Consider the following 19,341-nt stretch of genomic DNA (forward strand, 5'->3'; position numbering starts at 1 on the left):
GGTACCGGTATGGACAGCTTGCGCTCGCTACCTTCTAGAGATTCCGACAGCGCATTCAGCCAGATGCCTTCCTCGAAATTGGCCGGTTGGACGAACTGATCGATGTAGCGCAGGGTAGGCCGACCTTCTGCATCGGTGTCGAAAACCGAGTGAAAGACGTCTTCGGTCACCTTCTTGCTCGGCGGGGCGGTCCAGCGCATGACGCGACGCGCCATGGGATGCTGGAAGAATTCCTCGCACTGCTCCCAATCATCGAGGTGTAGCAGCAGCGAGTTGCCACCCTCCATGTTGCGCTCATCGATTTTCATCATCAGCACATAGTCGGTGATCTGATCGACGAAGGTGCCGTCGTTGTGCAGCTCCATCACCCGGTGCGGTTGCCGCAGGTAGCTGTCGGAATTGTCCGTGTTTACCACGGCGAAGCGGGCATAGAACTGGCCGCTCATGGCGTCGTAGTTGGAGCGGCCTACCAGATGAGCGCAGGCGGTCGCGAACTTGACCATGTCATCTGCTTGGGCGACGTCATCCAGGCCCAGTGGCTTGATCAACATGCCGCCGCTGTACCGACTGAGCAGCGTATTAAGTAGCACTGGACGCAGGGTGCTGGCGCAGAGGTCATCCAGGATCTCGCCTACGCGGAAGCGTAGTAAGGACTTGTATTCCAGCGCCTGTACCGGCCACTGCGCGACAGCCTCTACGAAGGCAGTCACGGTTTCCTTAGCGAAGGTCAACTCCAGCAGCCGGGGCGACTGTGCCGAGGCGGCGAGGGTGTAGCCGCGGGTTTCCAGTGGCATCGGCATCACAAGGTCTTCGATCGGAGTGAAGGCGTTCATGGTCTTGTCCTTATGCAAAGAGAAGGGGGATGCCGTTGGGTTAGGGACCATTTCCCATCAGCAGGATCAAGATTATCGCCAAAATGAAAAAATGTCTACATTTTTTTATTTTTGTATAAATTGTATCTCCGCCGAGCATTAAGGGTTGCGTGAGGCTTTGCTATCATCCGTCGATAGATCCTCAGGAGCAGACATTTGGAAGCGCTCAACCCTCGACAGAACTCTTCCCTCAATGGCTACGCTTGGCTGAAGCAAGACATCATTCGAGGCCTCTTCAAGCCGGGTGAAAAGCTGCTGATGAGTACGCTCAAGGAGCGCTACGAGCTCGGCGTCGGACCGTTACGGGAAGCCTTGTCACAGCTGGTTGCCGAGCGCCTGGTGGTGGCAATTAGCCAGAAGGGCTATCGCGTCGCCTCCATGTCGGTAGCTGAGCTGAACGACATCTACGACGCCCGAGCTCACCTGGAGGCGATGATCGTTACCCTGGCTATCGCCCGTGGTGACGACGCCTGGGAAGCGGCCGTGCTGTCCAGTGCCCATACACTTGCCAAAGTGGTCGATGTGAAAACGCCCGAGCAGCGACTCAACCTGTGGGACGAGCGGCACAAGGCTTTCCATACGGCGATTGCCACAGGCTGCGGGTCCAAACAGTTGCTACAAGCACGTAGCTATCTGTTCGACCAAGCCGAGCGTTATCGCCATCTCTGGCTGACGCAGACGGTTTTTTCTGATGAGGCATTGGCTTTGAAGCGCCAGGAACACAGCGCGCTGGTCGAGGTTATCCTCGCCCGCGACGCCATACGGGCGAGCGAGATGATGCGCCAGCACCTCATGACTCCGGTACCCATAATTGGTGAGCTATTAAAGGCACAAGGTTCAAGCATGCTTTAGGGCCCGAAGGACAGGTGGCCGCTAGTCTTTGTGCTGATCCTAAAAGCTCTACAGTACCAACTGCCCGTCAAACGTTTTCGGGGTGCCTTTCTTTACCCCAGGACATTGACGAAGCCGGGCGTCGCTTTCAGAATCATCTAAAGGTGCGCTGACTTTGTTAGCCATGCCCAGGTGGTCAGGATCTCAAGACCACAGCGCCTTGCGCTGATCCAACCCCAAGCTTGCCGAGCATCCGGTAGCGCAAGCGGTCGGCTCCGCCGATGGATGCACCTCTCACCGTTTTCTCCCACAGGGTACCCATCCCCCTGCTGGGCATGGCGTGCCCCCTTTTTACGAGGACCGCCATGATCAAGATCCCCGGCCATCTGGCCATCCGCACCATCCAGGGACGCAACGGCGCCTTCAACGTCGGCCGCCTCTCTACCTCTATTGGCGAATTCGTCATCAAGGACGCTGTGCTCGAGCAACACGTCGAGGGCAAGTACCGCGGCGAGTTCGTCATCACCGAGATCCGTGCCTCGTCCTACAGCACCGGCGGCCGCCTGGTCATCGAGATTCGCGCGCGCCTGGACAGCATGGTGCTCGAGGACCTCGACACCCTGACGGCCTACGACAACGCGCAGATCGATGCGCAGTCACCAGATCCACTCGATGAAGAGCAACCTGTTGCGGCGCCCCCGCCAAAGGCTCGACCACAACCCTCTCGTCCAGCCAGGCCTGCCAGCGCTCCGGTCGCACCTGCAGACGACAACGCACCCTTCGGGATGCCGGCATCACCAGCCTCTACTCAGCTGACACCTGAGCCGGATGTCGATGAAGCTGACCAGGAGCTCTTCGGCACCGTCTGGCCCTTGGGCGAGACCGTGCGGCTGGACTCCACGGTCGACCGGCAACGCCTGCGTCAGCAATGCCACCGGCTGGGCGAGCTGGGCTACAACATGGACTTCAAGTCGCAGGCCTGGAATCGAGCGGCCTGACCTCACCCTTCACAACCACACCCGGCTGGGACCTCTCCCAGCGGGAAGGCCTGGCCATCACCACAAGGACCTTCCCTATGCATGAACCTGTACGCCTGGTCGTGGACATCTGCGGCGGAGCCATACAAGGTACCTACGCGGGTCTCCCGGTAGAGATCATTTTCGTCAGCAGTGACTCGGACGACATCGAGTGCGCCGATCACGTCGTCACTGATGAAGAGGGCAAAGACACTGCCGTATGGCTTCATTTCGCCGACGGCGATCAATCCGTTGTCGATCACTTCTTCACGCAGATGGCCGCTTTCCTACAGTCATCCAGCTGATCTATCACCCACTTCGGGGCAACCGCCCCGAAGGGCGCGTTGCCTCCCTCAGGAGCTGACGATGCCCCTCTACCCTATTGATGAGTGCCCCGATCTGCTGGTGGACGCCTGCGTCTGCGATGAAGAACGGCGGCTGATCTTTCTCTCGGCCTGGGGCCGTGACACCGCCGTCCAGGAATTCCTGGCCAGGCTCACCCTGGGACGCAGCGAAGGCGGCCTCGAGCAATTCCACCTGGTCCAGAGCGGTCGCAGCCTGCCGGTTTTTCCGGACGCTGAGCGGCTGAAGAAACGCACGACTCGCCAGCTGCGCGGCACCCTGTTTGGCAGCCTGCTTCACGTCTGGCTGTTCGATGAGCGCTGCGCGGTACCGGACCGCGCCAATCACCTGGCCTACGCCCTGGTGCGCGAAAACATGGACCCCCTGACCAGCCTCTGGCCGCTGGTGGTCGACACCTGCCCACTCCCTCTCCTGCCGCACTGGCAGGAGCCGGTCATGGAGCTGCTCCTGCAGGAGCAGATGCTCGAGCGCCTGCCCGGCGCCCTGGGCGAACTGGCCGGCTGGCGACTTCGACTCAAGCTCGACGAGCTGCAGTACCACCTTGGCCAGCGCATCCGCGTGGGCCAGCTCACCACCTCCTGATCCGGCCGTTCGCGGCCCCTCCCCCCTCACTTTCCCAACACTGGAGCTCCGACCATGGCCCTGATGTTTCCGCGCCTGGCGCGCAACTTCGCCAAGAACGGCTATTACCCCACCGATGAGGTCACCCTCGAACGTACCCTGCAGGCCCTGGGCCCTGCCGCCAATGGCACCATGCGGATCCTCGATCCGTGCGCCGGCGAAGGGGTGGCCCTGGCGGAAGCCGCTCATACCCTCGGGCGTGAGCGCGTTCAGGCCTGCGCGGTGGAGTACGATCGAGAGCGCGCCGAGCACGCTCGCGGCCTGCTTGATCGCGTCCTGCAGGGCGACCTCATGGATACCATCGTCACGCGGCAGGCCTTTGGGCTGCTCTGGCTCAACCCACCCTATGGCGACCTGGTCGCCGACCACAGCGGTGCCGCCCAGTATCAGGGCAGCGGCCGCCGGCGCCTGGAGAAGCTGTTCTATCAGCGCTCGCTACCACTGCTGCAGTACGGGGGCACCCTGGTGCTGATCGTGCCGCACTACGTTCTGGACGATGAGCTGTGTGGCTGGCTCTGCAACCACTTCACCAGCCTGCAGATCCATGCGGCCGCGGATCCAACCTTCAAGCAGGTAGTGATCTTCGGTATCCGGATTCGCCGGCAGGACCTGGCGAGACCCGCTGACGTCAAGGCAACCCGAGAGTGCTTCCGTGCGATCGGTAGCGGCGAGACCGTGGCCGAACCGCTGCCGGAGGTATGGCTCGGGGAACCCTATGGTGTGCCAGCCGCCGTCACGGAGCTGGAGCACTTCTACCGCGTCACCCTGGAGCACGAGCAGCTCGCCCTGGAGACAGGTCGACTGGGCGGACTCTGGAGCGACTTCACCCTACACTTTGGCCAGGCTGGCCAAGTACCACGACCACCGGTCAAGGCGCTGTCGCAATGGCACCTGGCCCTGGCCCTCGCGGCCGGAGCGATCTCGGGCGTGGTCACCTCTCCCAATGGGCGCGTCTTGGTACTCAAGGGCGACACCTACAAGGAAAAGGTCAGCCGCACCGAGATCACCGAGGATGAGGACGGCAACGTCCTGGAATCGCGGATCCTGACCGACCGTTTCGTGCCCGTGATCCGGGCCTGGGACATGACACCAGGATCTCAGACGCTGGGACAGGTTCTGACCATTACGTCGGCGCCGGCGACCGAGCCACCCGCACCGGCAGCACCTGAACCGCTCCGGCTACCGGCTGGACGCTTCGACCCTGGTCGGATCGTCATGACGGCAGCGGTAAGCGACCTGGTGGAGCGCGGTGAGCTCAACCCCGCGACCTACCTGCGGCGTCATCTGCAGGCGGACTGGGGCGAGCTTGACCAAGAGGACAAACACAGTAACGACCAGGCCCTGCGCCTGGGCAATCGGCTGTTCTCAAGCTACGACACCCCGATGTCCGACGAGCCCCGGCTCTGGATCATCACCGAAGCTGACCGCAGCGTTACCACACTGCTGTTGCCCTCCGACTACTAAACAACACCGCCCGCTGGCGGAACCGTTCCATCACCTCAACCCCTTGGGTACGCCGATACCCGTCCGGGGTCGGTCGTGCCCGTCTCTCATCCCAGGAGATCCACATGACCGACCTCAACGCTGGCCAACCGGCTCTGCTCACCACCGTCAGCCTGACCGACTTCATCGCCGAGTTCGGCGAGGGTCTGCTCGACTCCCTCAACCGCTCCAACCCACCCGTCTATGCCGGCGCCGCTCACCCCGGACGCCAAGCCGTGATGGCAGGTCTCAAACGCACACCCTTCCCGGCGCAAGCCGATGTCGTCCAGGCGATTGCCGCGCTGCTGCTCGACCGCGGCGAACACGCCGGCATCATCAACGCCGAGATGGGGACTGGAAAGACCATGATGGCCATCGCCGTGGCCGCTGTACTTCACGCCGAGGGCTATCGCCGCACCCTGGTCGTCTCGCCGCCCCACCTGGTCTACAAGTGGCGGCGGGAGATCCTCGAAACCGTCCCGGGCGCGCGCGTGTGGGTGCTCAACGGGCCGGACACCCTGGTGAAGCTGCTCAAGCTCCGCCAGGCCTTGGGCGAGCCCTACGATGGTCGTCAGGAGTTTTTCATCCTGGGCCGCGTGCGGATGCGGATGGGCTTCCACTGGCGGCTGGCGTGCGGTACGCGCCGCGCCGCCGGCGGAAGACGACTGGCCTGCTGCACTGACTGTGGTCGCGTGCTCGAGGACGAGGAAGGCAACTACCTCACCCTGGAAGACTTCCAGCGCGAGGAGCGGCGCCGGCAGTGCCCGAAGTGCAAGGCGCCCCTCTGGACGCTGATGCGCCCGGGCAAGGCCGCCTGCGGTGACAGGCGCAGCGTGATGCTCAAGTCGATGTGCCGCATACCGACCATTGGTCCCATCCGGGCCGAGAAATTGGTGGCGGACTTCGGCGAAGAGTTTCTCGCCACCATGCTGGCTGACAACGTCCACGAGTTCATCAACCTGATGGACGCCAAGGGCAACTTCGTCTTCAGTGACCGCCAGGCTAAGCGCATGGAGCGGGCGATGGCCAACCTGGAATTCGGCTTTGGCGAGGGCGGCTACCAGCCGACCGAGTTCATCAAGCGCTACCTCCCGGACGGTTACTTCGACCTGCTGGTGGTGGACGAGGGACACGAGTACAAGAACAGCGGTTCGGCCCAGGGCCAGGCCATGGGGGTGCTGGCAGCGAAAGCGCGCAAGACGCTGCTGCTGACGGGCACGCTCATGGGCGGCTACGCCGACGACCTGTTCTACCTCCTGTTCCGGATCCTCTCCCGGCGCATGATCGAGGACGGCTACCGACCGAACGCACGCGGCAGCATGGCCCCCGCGGCCATGTCGTTCATGCGCGACCACGGCGTGCTCAAGGACATCTACACCGAGCGCGACAGCCAGTCGCACAAGACGGCTCGGGGCAAGAAGCTCTCGGTGCGGACTGTGAAGGCCCCAGGCTTCGGCCCCAAGGGCATCCACCGCTTCGTGCTGCCCTTTACCGTGTTTCTCAAGCTCAAGGACATCGGCGGCAATGTGCTGCCGGCGTACCAGGAGGAGTTCGTAGACATCCCGATGGAGGCGCACCAGGACGCGGCCTATCGGCAGCTCGCTGGCAAACTGACCGCGGAGCTTCGCCAGGCCCTGGCACGGCGAGACACCACGCTACTCGGGGTGGTGCTCAACGTGCTGCTGGCTTGGCCGGACTGCTGTTTCCGGCCGGAGGTGGTGAAACACCCTCGGACTCGGGACACCTTGGCCAGGGTCGACGCGATCTTCGACGAAGACCAGGCCAGCCCCAAGGAGGAGGCGCTGATCGAGCTGTGCCGTCAGGAGAAGGCACTGGGCCGTAAGGTGCTGGCGTACACCGTCTACAGCGGCACCCGGGACACAACCAGCCGGCTCAAGCGCTTGCTCGAGCAGGCGGGTTTGAAGGTGGCGGTACTGCGTGCCTCGGTGGACACGGCCAGGCGCGAGGATTGGATCCTCGACCAGGTCGACCGCGGCGTCGACGTGTTGGTCACCAACCCGGAGCTGGTGAAGACCGGGCTGGATCTGCTGGACTTTCCGACCATCGTCTTCCTGCAGACGGGTTACAACGTCTACACCCTGCAGCAAGCCGCGCGCCGGTCGTGGCGGATCGGCCAGAAGCAGGCGGTACGTGTGCTGTTCTTCGGCTATGCCGGTAGCTCGCAGATCACCTGCCTGCAGCTGATGGCCAAGAAGATCGCAGTGGCTCAGAGCACATCAGGCGACGTTCCAGAGTCAGGGCTAGATGCGTTGAACCAAGACGGTGATTCGGTCGAGGTGGCATTAGCTAGGCAACTCATTAATAGCTGATAATCACCCCTCTTCGGAGGGGTTCTTTTCCTCCATACTGCTGGGAACGTTGCTGCTTGGTCTAGGGACATCGCATATCTCCTGAGCAATAGCCAAGTCATTCATCAACTGATTCGGCCTATCCAATGCAGCGCTCGGGGGCAACGGATTATTTTTCAGGCCTTCCTGAATCCGCTTTGCTGCTCGGTAGATTCGAACATCCTTTAGAAAATAGCGAACTACAAATGAGCACCCAATGAAAAAACCTGTTCCTACCAACATTGGTAAAAGGGCACTTTCTGTGACACCTAAGTAGCTAAGCCTCGCAAACACCGTAAGGCTATAGAAAAACACCACGCCAGCACTAATAGCAGCGTAAATCATAAACGCTTTATCTATTTTACCGATCTGAATAGAAATTTTGCCGTCAGCGGATAATCTAACGAATGGCGCGATTCTCTTTACCTGATTAGAAGCCAATAAACCATATTCGCATAAACACATGAGAGCGGATGCGTCACGATCACTAGCTTTCACTCCTGAAGCAATTTTGAAAATCTCTCCATTGATGACCAGTCGCAAGAACTTTTGCTGCTGGCTGCCTATATCAGTCAACGGCAACAATTCGACCATACGCTTAAGGTGCCGCCTAGTTATGTAGTCATAGTGAAAGTCCCATGCACCTCTAACGACTTTAAGAACCGCGCCAAATGCGGACAGCCCTCCAACAAGCGCTGCTAGCGGCCAGTACGAATATAGGGTTTCCGGCATTGGAACGTCCATAATTATCCTTGAAATTTTTTAGAGGCGATATCGCAACGCCCGACCACGGTTCGATTCTACTGTAGTTCAATGAGGCGCTTGCAGCCATCCAGGCTGAGCTTTGCCTTTTACACCCGAGCTACCAGCTTTCTTTTGCATATGGCTCAATGACTACATACCGCCTGTCGCCCGTAGCAAGCCATTGACTGCAAAAGTCCACAAAAAAGATAGTTATCGAGCGGAAATAGCATCCCGTGAAATACATCTATTGACAATAAGCCTCCTCTAACCAGCGACCAGATTCTTAGCTACGCAACTCGTCAACTGAATATTACTGCGCGCTTAAATGGCCCATAAGAGAAGAACCAAGACACCCTAAATAGGGTCGCAGGTTAAATATCTGCGACCTCGTACGGGCCAATGCCTTTCAAGCTTTTAGCTATTTATTCATGGCTTGGTAGTGCTCGGAGTAACCGCACTCTTCAAAAATCAACCTTAGGCCATCCTTGAACACTTCGTAGTCAAACTCCTTTATGTCAAATATATTCTGACCCAAGGAGTGAGACTCCCTATTCATGTATCTGTAGAAAGTAGCAAATTTATCAGCGGACAAAGCAGGCGCCTGAAAAACATTATTGAAATCCTTCTTCTGAACGAAATTAAAGAAATATTCAACGATGTTACGCATGCAGTTAGCTATTAGCGCCGGCGGAGATGTTTTATCTTTTATGATTGACCAATAGGACTGGTAGTCATTTTGAATCTCCTCATACCGCATTGTCGCCACACAGCTACCATTTGCATTCTTAAAAATTCTAAATAAGTGCTGACTCTCTCCGCGCACTTTGTGGTTCGCGTGAGTCAACTCATAAAAGAAATATAAGCTATGCGTTAGCACAACGACTTGCTTATACAAATCGTTATTTACGAAATTCTTCTTGATTAGCTGCCCAATATTAAAAACGTAAAGGTGAGAGAGACTGGAAATGGGATCATCAATCACAACCACTCTAGCTCGAGGGACTGCACCAGCCGTTTTCTGCCCCTTACAAAGTTCTATGAAATAAAGAAAACTAATAACTGTTTTTTCACCTTCGCTCAGTGAGTGAAAAGCATTTGATTGATCGGCGGCGCGAGATACTCGATAAAAATTCTCTCCATACGGCACCACCAAAAACCCATCAATGCCAATCTCTAAAAGCCCTAAGTTAATATTCTCGATTGACTCTTCAATATTGACTGTCTGCCTTCTAAGTGAGGCAATCTTACGCTTAGATTCTGCAATCCTTGTATTTATCTCGGCAGCTTCCTCATTTATTTTGCTAGCATCTTCTTCAAGCTCCAATACTGCTTGCAGATAGGCGGAAATCGTCTGATCAAATTCCCAGCGCATCAGCCTCCAGAAGCGAGACTTTATGTCGTCTTTGGTTTTTTTCTTATTAGCCAGCCTATCATTGTGTGTACTAATCTTCCCATTCAAATCATTGATAATATCGTTAATCAAATCGACCGCAGGCTTCGTATCGGCAAGGACAACCGATGTGCTAGGGCTTTTTATCTTGTTGCCAATATGAAGAATATTCTCGCGTACAGCTGCTTTTAGAGCTTCGCAGGCGGCAGTCCAAGCCTCTACAACCTCTTTGGTAGCAAACGGAAGATTCGAAATATCTTGAGTATTAAGATTTGATGTTTCCGTCTCATAGCGATCTTTGATTGTCTCAAGCTGCTTGATATCCCGTTCGTAAGCCTCATCAAAAACGCGGCGTATTGAGTCGATAATATTTTGCTTGATTGTTTCCTGCTGGCAAAATGGGCATGCTTGGGAATCTTTATCATCTGAGAGGTACTGAAGCCCTTGCTTTACCCAATCAGAATTGCCGGTCTTCGCGATAAACTCTGCAACTGATCCATCTTTGCTACCGACTATAACCTTTGACCATAATGAATCCTCTTCGATAGTCAGCCAGCTAGCCGAAAGAACTGGAACATTTGAGAAGGAAACTGCAGCCTCCCCCTCAATAGATGATGCTTCTGATTTCAAATCTTCAGCCGTGTAATTAGGCTCATCACTAGGCAAAGGTAATCCAACAATATACTGAAAAAGTAGCTCTGTTCTTTTTAGGTTATCCAGGCAAAACTCGAGAACACGATCACCTCCCGTAAAATTTGTTTTAACCCACCAAACCTTGTTACTGGCCTTTGTTTTTTCCTGGCTTACCCTTTCATTTACTTCCAAGGTCAGCTTTGAATTTTCCTGTTGAGCAGCCAGATTTTTCTCCAGGTTCTTTGTTTCGGTTTCGATTTGCTGGAGAACAGACTTGTTTTCTTTTGAAAGAGTAAATATTCCTTTTAAGCTATCTGCCTCGTAAAAATAGTCATTAAGAAAGCTTTGATTGTATACGAGCGTTTCGCAAGCATAGCTCGTTTTCATACTGCACTTTGCAAATCTCGCCGCGCTGGGGTCATATAGATATTCGGAGATGGTGCTTTTTCCTGCTCCATTTAATCCGTAGATCAAAGACGTCTTATTGGTGAGCGCAATAGTAGACCTTGACTTGTAACTGGCAACGCCATCTATGTTCAACTCCGTGATCATGATCATACTCCTGACTGTTAAATGGCTTTGTATTATTTCTATTGACAAGGTGCAGTTATGGGCTGACTAGGGAATACCTTTGGATAGGTTCCAAGCTCGCATATCGGCATTCCATGTACTCTCCCCAGAGCGCTTGACAGGGTGGATAAGCCTACCTGTCTACCTTGTTTTCGACGGGCAGAGCGAGATCTGAAGCTGTCTTGACGAGCGGCTAATTTTGGCCGGAAGAATTTTGCCGTCCGTGCAAAAGTCAACTGTTTTAGCAGAGGCTTTTGGCTGTACCTCAAGCGATACGCCAATCAGGGCACCCGAAGACGTGGCGAAAAGTAGTCAGGCGGACCCAAACGACTACAGGTATATTTCGATACTCCAAACGACTACACCGGAGCCCGCCATGTTCGTTCGTGCCTACCTTCGCGCCTCGACCGACGATCAGGACGCCACCCGAGCACGGGAGGCCTTGCGCGCGTTCGCCGCCGAGCACGGCGCCCGGATCGCGGCGACCTACGTCGAGAACGCTTCCGGCACCCTGCTGGATCGTCGCGAACTGCTGCGCCTGCTGGCCGATGCCGAGCCTGGGGACGTGCTGCTGGTGGAAGCTGTCGACCGGCTGTCCCGTCTTGACCGTGCGACCTGGGACCAGCTGCGCGACCGGATCGCCCGGGCGGGCCTGCAGGTGGTTTCCCTCGATCTACCGCTGACCCATGCACTGATCCGGCCAGCGGCGGCCGGTGGCGATGGCCTGCAAGAGTGGATGACGCGGGCTCTATCCCAGATGTTCTTGGAATTCATGGCGGCGTTCGCCAGGAAAGATTATGAGACGCGCAGGGCCAGGGCGGCCCAGGGTATCGCCAAGGCGAAGGCGGCGGGGATCTATAAGGGCAGGCCAAGGGATGAGCAGCTGCACGCGCGGATCCGCGAATGCCTGGACAGAGGGATGTCTGTGCGTGGGACGGCTAAGCTACTCCAGTGCTCCACCAGTACCGTCAATCGGTGCCGGACCATCCTTTACGCCGCTCAGTGAAGACCGACATAACTATGAGTAAAGAACGCCTCATTGGGACCTGCCACTGCGGTTTAGTACAGCTGACGCTGTTTTCAAAGCCCAACCATGCCATCAGCTGCAATTGCTCAATCTGCCGCCGATTGGGGGCAATCTGGGCCATCTATGATCACAGCGCTGTTTCGTTCAAGGGTCATCCAGAGCACACGCAAGCCTATGAGTGGGGACAGAAGACAATTCTGACCTACAGATGCAGGGTTTGCGGCTGTGTATCCCATTGGGAGTCTGCACCAGACCAACCACGGTCCGAGTGCGGCGTTAACCTGAACAACTTTGAAGCCGGCCCTATGGGTGACGTGCCCATCAGGCGGTTTGATGGTGCAGACACCTGGCAGTATCTAGATTAAACATAATCGCTACTTATCCGTAGCCGGCTTGTTACGGCCAAATAGTAATGTCGCGATCCAGCCAGATAGAAATGTCCCGATCACTTGCAGCGGCTAGCCTACCGGTTTTCCAGTCGACGCGGAGCGATCAGGATGTCAGCCTACGAGCGGATCACGATGAGCCTACGTGAAGTTGATCGTCTCAAGGTCATCCAGGCGGTGACCGAGGGTTTCCTCACGCCTACCCGTGCCGCCCAACGCCTGCAGTTGAGTACCCGGCAAATTCACCGCCTGGTCCAGCGTTACCGCGAAGCTGGCGTTCTAGGGCTCACCTCCAGAAAGCGCGGCCAGCCCAGCAACCATCAGCTGCGTCCAGGCCTTGAGCGGCGTGCCGCGAATCTGATCCGCGCGCACTATCAGGATTTTGGCCCTACGCTCGCCGCCGAGAAGCTGGCCGAGTGCCACGGCCTGCGTATGGCCAAAGAAACGGTCAGGCGGATCATGATGGATGCGGGATTGTGGACGCCTCGTCGGCAGCGCCCGCCCAAGGTGTACCAGCCACGCAATCGCCGAGCCTGCCTGGGCGAGTTGATCCAGATCGATGGCAGCGATCATCGCTGGTTCGAGGACCGAGCGCCGGCATGTACCCTGCTGGTCTACATCGATGATGCCACCAGTCGCCTGATGCACCTGGCCTTCGCCCGCAGCGAATCGACCTTCAGCTACTTTCAGGCTACCCGGGCCTATTTGGAGCACCACGGGAAGCCCTTGGCGCTCTACAGCGACAAGGCTAGTGTGTTCCGAGTCAACAACAAGGACGCCCAGGGCGGCGCTGGCCACACGCACTTCGCTCGGGCCATGTTCGAGCTGAATATCGATACCTTTTGCGCTAACTCCAGCCAGGCCAAGGGGCGTGTCGAACGTGCTCACCTCACCTTGCAGGATCGTCTGGTCAAGGAGCTGCGACTGCGACATATCAGCACTGTCGAGGCCGCGAACGCCTATCTCCCGCTGTTCATGGTTGATTACAACCGGCGATTCGCCAAACCGCCCCGCTCTGATTTTGATTCCCACCGCCCAATCCGCGGCGACGAGGACCTGACCCTTATCTTCACGTGGCGCGAGCCGCGGAGAGTGTCGAAGAGCCTCACGCTGCAATACGACAAGCGCCTCTTTGTCCTGCACGATACGCCGCAGACGCGTGCATTGGCCGGCCGTTACGCCGAGATCTATCACTACCCGGACGGCCAAATCGAGGTGCGATCGGAAGGCGCTGCGTTGCCCTATGGCATCCTCGATCAGCTGCCCGAGGTCAACCAGGGCGCTATCGTCGATAATAAGCGGCTGGGGCACGTTCTGCAGGTCGCGCAGCGGATGCAAGAGCAGCGCGATAGCCGTCGTTCCCAAGCGGTACCGGGCAATCCGAAGCCAACCAAAGCGCAACGCCAGGAGCCGCCGAAGAAGAAGGCCAAAGAGTTCATGCCAGAGGACATCCTAGCTGCTCTGCAGCAAGGCTCACTGCCGAAGCGGAGCCGCCATGCGTCAATCGATCAGCGCTGAAGGACTCAGTGCTTTGGTGGCTGCCGGGGCCGCATGGGATGTACGAGCTGTTCCAGGCCCCGACGGACATGGATGGCAACTGCAGGTACGCTACAGCAAAGAAAGCCGGCACTTCCCTCTCCGCTCGCGACGGGAGTTGGTCAGGGTATTTCGCTCGCTGGACACGCTCAATAGGTATGCGCAGAGCGTTGGAATACACGCTTTCCGGGTGGAGACCTGAAAGATACGGACTGCGGTTGAAGGCAAGCCGGCGGTGTTCGGCGCTTGTCGAACGCCAAACTCAGAAACCAGTAACCCCACCGGCGACCTTAGTATGGCTGGAACAATCTGCTAGCCCTTGCAGAATGCCGCAGGACTCAATGGGGCGGGCTCCACCGCACCTTTTACGTAAAGCAGCCATGTGCTGCTTTAGCTGCAGCAATGCCGCGATTCGCTCTTCCACCTGCTGAAGATGTGAGTCCAGCAGTGCGTTGACCTCGCTACAGTCTTGGGTGGGGTTATCCCGCAGCCCCTGCAGAGCGCGTATCTCGGCATGCGTCATGTCCAGCGTGCGGCAGTGCAGAACGAACTGCAATTGCTCAAGGTGGGCCTTGCTGTACAACCGGTAATTCCCGCCGCTACGTGCTGGTGCCGACAGCAGCCCTTCCTTCTCAAAGTAGCGGATGGTCACGACTTCGCATCCTGTGAGCCGGGCTAGCTCCCCAATTCTCATTTCCACTTCGACCGCCTTGAGCGCTTGACTCTATAGTAGCTATAGGGATTGTAATGCTCCCCCTTCAACGATGAAAGTGGGGTCTGGACATGAGCGATTGCGGATCAAAGGGATGCGGTTGCAGCTCGGCCGCATCAGGCCCTCTCCTTACGCCCGAATCGACGGCCAGCGCCTTGGCCGAGGCTAAGGAAGCTCACTACCTCATCCAGAACATGGACTGCCCCACAGAGGAAGCGCTCATTCGGCGCAGGCTGGGCGGCATGTCTGACGTGGTCGGCTTAGAATTCAACCTGATGCAGCGCACGCTGATCGTGCGGCACAACCTGCCGTCGTTGTCCCCGATAGAAGAAGCCCTGTCGGCGGTCGGTATGCGGGCGGTGCTTCAGGGAGACGAACCAAGCACGCAGATTACCCGTCTTGGCATCGCCCAGATGGATTGCCCTACCGAAGAGACCCTGATTCGAAACAAGCTCGCCCTTCTGCCTGGTGTAGTCGATCTGGACTTCAATCTAATACAGCGCACATTGACTGTGCGTCATACCGCCAGCGCACGAGTCAAGATACTCGATGCGATCCAGTCGTTAGGCTTCGAGGCCCTAGAGCTGGATACCCAGGATTATCGCACTCCACCATCCAGGGCCTATAGCGACTCGACGCCGTGGCTGCAGCTCGGCTTCTCTCTTGCTGCTGCAATAGCCGCAGAGGGCGTGTACTGGTATCTAGGTGGCAATCACTGGTCGGTCCTGGTGTTGGCGTTGATTGCCATCTCCATGGGCGGCTTGTCCACCTACAAGAAGGGCTGGATAGCGCTTAAAAACCGCAACCTCAACATGAACGCCCTGATGTCGATTGCCGTCACCGGGGCCATGTTGATCGGCCATTGGCCGGAGGCGGCGATGGTGATGGTGTTGTTCGCCCTCGCCGAGGTCATTGAGGCTAAGTCGCTGGATCGTGCCCGCAATGCCATCCGGGATCTACTCGACCTAGCCCCTGAGCAAGCCACGGTGCAGCAGCCTGACGGTAGTTGGCTCGCTGTGGAGGCCAAGCAGGTCGCAATCGGTAGCCGGGTGCGAGTGCGGCCGGGCGAGCGCATCGCCCTCGATGGCGTGCTGCTAGAGGGCGGGTCCACTGTGAGCCAAGCGCCGATCACCGGGGAAAGCCTTCCCGTTGAAAAGGTCCCTGGCGACCCGGTCTATGCCGGCACCATCAACGAATCGGGGTCCTTCGAATACCACGTCACGGCGATGGCCGGTAACTCCACCTTGGCACGCATCATCCAAATGGTGGAAGAAGCGCAAGGGAGCCGCGCTCCAACCCAGCGCTTCGTCGATCAATTCGCCCGCTGGTACACGCCTGCCGTTTTCGTGCTGGCCATTGCCGTGGCGGTACTGCCGCCCCTGCTTCTGGGCGCAGCTTGGATGGAGTGGATCTATCGGGCCCTGATTCTGCTGGTGGTGGCCTGCCCCTGCGCCTTGGTCATTTCCACCCCGGTCACCATTGTCAGCGGGCTGGCTGCCGCAGCACGTCAAGGCATCCTCATCAAGGGTGGGGTGTACTTGGAGGATGGTCGCAAGCTGCGATGGCTAGCCTTGGACAAGACCGGCACGCTCACCCACGGCAAACCCGAGCAGACCGATGCCATCTCCCTGAACAGCGCCTTGACCGACAGCAGTCGCAGCATTGCAGCGAGTCTCGCCAGCCGCTCTGATCATCCGGTATCCAAAGCCATCGCGAAAGCCGCCATCGGCGACGGTGTGGTGCTGCGAGAGGTCGGGGAATTTGCCGCGCTGCCTGGCCAGGGCGTACGCGGTGTGATCAATGGAGAGATCTATCATCTTGGCAACCATCGAATGGTCGACGGATTGGGGGGAGGCTCCGCGGACCTGAAACAACGTATCACCGCGCTCGAACGCGAGGGCAAGACCGTAGTGATGCTGGTAGGGGCTGACGATGTACTGGCGATCTTTGCTGTCGCCGACACCATCAAGGACAGCAGTCGCAGTGCGATAGCCGAGCTGCATGCGCTGGGTATCCAGACCGTGATCCTGACGGGCGATAATCCACATACCGCCCAAGCAATTGCTGTTCAGGCCGGCATAGATCGCGCCCAAGGTAACTTGCTACCGGCCGACAAGGTGCGCGAAGTCGAACAGCTTGCCCAGTCCAGTAAGGTCGGCATGGTAGGAGACGGTATCAACGATGCCCCGGCATTGGCACGCGCCAATATTGGCTTTGCAATGGGGGCTGCGGGCACCGACACGGCCATCGAGACAGCAGACATAGCACTCATGGACGATGACCTGCGCAAGATCCCGACCTTCGTCAGGCTGTCTCACGCCACCGCTCACGTGCTCTTGCAAAACATCGTGCTCGCGCTTGGCCTGAAGGCTGCATTCCTGGTGCTCACCTTCACGGGGCAAGCAACCATGTGGATGGCCGTATTCGCCGATATGGGAGCCAGCCTGCTGGTGGTCGGCAACGGCTTGAGGCTACTGCGCCGATAAGTAGGACAATCGCCCCGTAGCAGGCTCATAGCCGCCCAACGTACTTACCTGGTCAGTTAGTCGACCACGGGGTAGTCCGCACGATCTTCACCTCTAGTCGGCTATGACCTGCAGGAGATCTTCACAACACAAAAATATATTCGTATATTCGAATATACGAATATTTGAATGACTAGGCCTCACATGGACCTCCAGCCGCATACGTTTTTCAAGTGCCTCGCCGACGAGACACGAGTCCGGATCATGCTCATGCTCGCCGCTGAGGGCGAGCTATGCGTTTGCGAATTGATTTGGGCGCTCGACGATAGTCAGCCGAAGGTCTCTCGCCACCTGGCTCAACTCCGCGTCTGCGGTTTGCTGGAGGATCGCCGGCAAGGTCAGTGGATCTACTACCGCCTTCATCCGAAGCTGCCTCAATGGGCAATGGATGTGCTCCAGGCAACGCTCGAGGCGAATCGCTCTTGGCTTGGCGAAGACCAGGGCCGCCTTGCTTCGATGGAAGGTCGCCCGGTACGCCAGGCCTCCTGTTGCTAAGTGATTTCGGAGACTTGACATGCTGTTGGCAATTGCAATTTTTCTCATCACGCTGGTGTTGGTGATCTGGCAACCTCGCGGGCTTGGCGTGGGCTGGAGCGCGTCGGGCGGAGCGATACTCGCCTTGGTGACGGGTGTTGTCACGCTCAGTGACATTCCGGTGGTCTGGCACATCGTGTGGAACGCCACGGCAACGTTCATCGCGGTCATCATCATCAGCCTCCTGCTGGATGAGGCGGGCTTTTTCGAGTGGGCTGCGCTTCACGTGGCTCGCTGGGGCCGGGGCAGTGGTGCGCGCCTATTTGCGCTCATGGTGCTCCTCGGGGCAGCTGTCTCAGCGCTATTTGCCAACGATGGCGCAGCTTTGATTTTGACTCCCATCGTCATCGCCATGCTGACTGCGCTGCGCTTCAGCCCGGCGGCGACCCTGGCTTTCGTTATGGCAGCCGGGTTCATTGCCGACACGGCCAGCCTTCCCCTGGTTGTCTCAAACCTGGTGAACATCGTCTCCGCGGATTTCTTCAACATAGGGTTCGCTCGGTACGCCTCGATCATGTGGCCGGTGAATCTGGTAAGCGTCGTGGCAACCTTGGGCATGCTCTGGTGGTTCTATCGAAAAGAGGTGCCGCTTTCGTATTCGCCCGAGGAGCTACGCCGACCAGAAGAGGCGATCAAGGATCGCCCTACGTTTATTGCTGGCTGGTGGGTGCTGGTGCTCCTGCTGGTCGGCTTGTTCGCTCTTGAGCCGCTTGGCATTCCTATCAGCGCGGTGGCCGCCGCCTGTGCGCTGGTGCTGCTGATCATTGCAACGAAGGGTCATGTGATCTCGACCCGCAAGGTGTTGATCAACGCGCCCTGGCAGGTCGTGCTGTTTTCACTCGGCATGTACCTGGTGATCTACGGGCTGAAAAATGCCGGGCTGACGGAGGGGCTCAGTTCTTTGCTTAGCACCTTTTCCGATCATGGCCTGTGGGCTGCCACATTGGGCACCGGTTTCACCGCGGCGCTGCTGTCCTCTGTCATGAACAACATGCCCAGCGTGCTGATCGGTGCTTTGTCGATCCAGGGCAGTGGCGTGACGGGACTTGTACATGAAGCCATGGTGTACGCCAACGTCATTGGCTGCGACCTGGGCCCGAAGATCACGCCTATTGGCAGTCTGGCGACGCTGCTGTGGTTGCATGTCTTGGCTCAGAAAAACATCCGCATCACCTGGGGTTACTACTTCAAGGTCGGCTGTGTACTCACCTTTCCCATTCTGCTCACGACGCTGGCAGCCCTCGCCGTGCGCTTGAGCATCACCGCTTAGGAGTGACCTTATGAAGATCCTGTTCATGTGTACGGCCAATAGCTGCCGCAGCGTTTTATCCGAAGGGTTGTTCAACCAGATGGCGCCGGCCGGCTTTACCGCCATCAGTTCGGGAAGCTTCCCGAGTGGCAAACTCAATCCACGAGCGGTAAGCACTTTGCAAGGCTTGGGCATCGACACGTCGAGCCTGTACAGCAAGGGATCTGAAGTGTTCGCCGACACGCCCCCCGATATCGTCATCACCGTATGTGACAAGGCTGGCGGTGAACCTTGCCCGGTGTATTTTGGGCCAGCCATCAAGAGCCACTGGGGACTGTCTGACCCCTCCGATGTAGAAGGCAGCGATGAGGCTATCCAGGCCGCTTTCGACGCAACTGTTGAGCACATCAAAAGGCGATTCGCGGCATTCTTCACGCTGGATCTTGCAGCGCTTCAAGGCGCGGAGCTGAAGCAGGCACTGGATCGGATCGGGGCACTGTGA

General features: G+C 57.8%; 17 protein-coding genes. 13 read left to right on the forward strand and 4 right to left on the reverse strand.

The features are described from left to right. A partial coding sequence (gene glaH, locus FAZ11_RS19920) for a glutarate dioxygenase GlaH (protein WP_137283167.1) occupies window positions 1-833 on the reverse strand: 833 nt, incomplete at its 3' end. Between the two features lie 195 nt (window positions 834-1,028). Here glaH and csiR point away from each other — a divergent pair. The 6 genes from csiR to FAZ11_RS19950 all read left to right on the forward strand — a co-directional run bounded on the left by csiR (window position 1,029) and on the right by FAZ11_RS19950 (window position 7,515). Then, window positions 1,029-1,724: a DNA-binding transcriptional regulator CsiR gene (gene csiR / locus FAZ11_RS19925; protein WP_042133122.1), complete on the forward strand. Its 696-nt coding sequence runs from the start codon at window positions 1,029-1,031 to the stop codon at window positions 1,722-1,724. Between the two features lie 344 nt (window positions 1,725-2,068). Further along, window positions 2,069-2,701: a DUF3275 family protein gene (locus FAZ11_RS19930; RefSeq protein ID WP_058783968.1), complete on the forward strand. Its 633-nt coding sequence runs from the start codon at window positions 2,069-2,071 to the stop codon at window positions 2,699-2,701. 77 nt (window positions 2,702-2,778) lie between these two features. Further along, complete coding sequence (locus FAZ11_RS19935; protein ID WP_042133119.1) at window positions 2,779-3,024, forward strand: hypothetical protein; 246 nt, start codon at window positions 2,779-2,781, stop codon at window positions 3,022-3,024. 61 nt (window positions 3,025-3,085) lie between these two features. Then, window positions 3,086-3,664 (forward strand): hypothetical protein, encoded by a 579-nt coding sequence (locus tag FAZ11_RS19940; protein ID WP_058767895.1) that lies wholly within the window; start codon window positions 3,086-3,088, stop codon window positions 3,662-3,664. A 54-nt stretch (window positions 3,665-3,718) separates the two neighbouring features. Next, complete coding sequence (locus FAZ11_RS19945; RefSeq protein WP_058783967.1) at window positions 3,719-5,167, forward strand: DUF6094 domain-containing protein; 1,449 nt, start codon at window positions 3,719-3,721, stop codon at window positions 5,165-5,167. A 104-nt stretch (window positions 5,168-5,271) separates the two neighbouring features. Beyond that, entirely contained in the window at window positions 5,272-7,515 is a 2,244-nt protein-coding gene (locus FAZ11_RS19950) for a DEAD/DEAH box helicase (RefSeq protein ID WP_058783966.1), read from the forward strand. 3 nt (window positions 7,516-7,518) lie between these two features. Here FAZ11_RS19950 and FAZ11_RS19955 read toward each other — a convergent pair whose 3' ends face one another. Beyond that, window positions 7,519-8,265 (reverse strand): hypothetical protein, encoded by a 747-nt coding sequence (locus FAZ11_RS19955; RefSeq protein ID WP_137279505.1) that lies wholly within the window; start codon window positions 8,263-8,265, stop codon window positions 7,519-7,521. Window positions 8,266-8,695: 430 nt separating this feature from the next. Beyond that, window positions 8,696-10,852 carry an AAA family ATPase gene (locus FAZ11_RS19960; RefSeq protein ID WP_158295283.1) on the reverse strand — a complete coding sequence of 719 codons (2,157 nt, stop codon included), beginning with the start codon at window positions 10,850-10,852 and terminating at the stop codon, window positions 8,696-8,698. A gap of 394 nt (window positions 10,853-11,246) precedes the next feature. Between FAZ11_RS19960 and FAZ11_RS19965 the strand changes: the two genes are divergently transcribed. The 3 genes from FAZ11_RS19965 (at window position 11,247) to FAZ11_RS19975 (ending at window position 13,801) form a co-directional block, all read left to right on the forward strand. Beyond that, window positions 11,247-11,876, forward strand: a complete 630-nt coding sequence (locus FAZ11_RS19965) for a recombinase family protein (RefSeq protein ID WP_058783964.1) — start codon at window positions 11,247-11,249, stop codon at window positions 11,874-11,876. Between the two features lie 14 nt (window positions 11,877-11,890). Continuing rightward, window positions 11,891-12,262 (forward strand): GFA family protein, encoded by a 372-nt coding sequence (locus FAZ11_RS25730; protein WP_081320991.1) that lies wholly within the window; start codon window positions 11,891-11,893, stop codon window positions 12,260-12,262. Window positions 12,263-12,394: 132 nt separating this feature from the next. Further along, window positions 12,395-13,801 (forward strand): ISNCY family transposase, encoded by a 1,407-nt coding sequence (locus FAZ11_RS19975; protein ID WP_058783963.1) that lies wholly within the window; start codon window positions 12,395-12,397, stop codon window positions 13,799-13,801. Between the two features lie 280 nt (window positions 13,802-14,081). On the opposite strand, the gene cadR is transcribed toward FAZ11_RS19975, so the two are convergent. Continuing rightward, complete coding sequence (cadR, locus tag FAZ11_RS19980; protein ID WP_437123556.1) at window positions 14,082-14,513, reverse strand: Cd(II)/Pb(II)-responsive transcriptional regulator; 432 nt, start codon at window positions 14,511-14,513, stop codon at window positions 14,082-14,084. Between the two features lie 260 nt (window positions 14,514-14,773). Between cadR and FAZ11_RS19985 the strand changes: the two genes are divergently transcribed. From FAZ11_RS19985 to FAZ11_RS20000, 4 genes are all read left to right on the forward strand, one after another. After that, window positions 14,774-17,017, forward strand: coding sequence for a heavy metal translocating P-type ATPase (locus FAZ11_RS19985; RefSeq protein ID WP_437123555.1), 2,244 nt, complete (start codon window positions 14,774-14,776; stop codon window positions 17,015-17,017). Between the two features lie 183 nt (window positions 17,018-17,200). Further along, window positions 17,201-17,551, forward strand: coding sequence for a metalloregulator ArsR/SmtB family transcription factor (locus FAZ11_RS19990; protein WP_058784047.1), 351 nt, complete (start codon window positions 17,201-17,203; stop codon window positions 17,549-17,551). Window positions 17,552-17,570: 19 nt separating this feature from the next. Continuing rightward, window positions 17,571-18,860 carry an arsenic transporter gene (locus FAZ11_RS19995; RefSeq protein WP_058783960.1) on the forward strand — a complete coding sequence of 430 codons (1,290 nt, stop codon included), beginning with the start codon at window positions 17,571-17,573 and terminating at the stop codon, window positions 18,858-18,860. A 10-nt stretch (window positions 18,861-18,870) separates the two neighbouring features. Continuing rightward, window positions 18,871-19,341 carry an arsenate reductase ArsC gene (locus tag FAZ11_RS20000; protein ID WP_058783959.1) on the forward strand — a complete coding sequence of 157 codons (471 nt, stop codon included), beginning with the start codon at window positions 18,871-18,873 and terminating at the stop codon, window positions 19,339-19,341.

It is taken from the genome of Pseudomonas rhizoryzae (genome assembly GCF_005250615.1).
In the GTDB taxonomy this organism is placed as follows: Bacteria; Pseudomonadota; Gammaproteobacteria; order Pseudomonadales; family Pseudomonadaceae; genus Chryseomonas; species Chryseomonas rhizoryzae.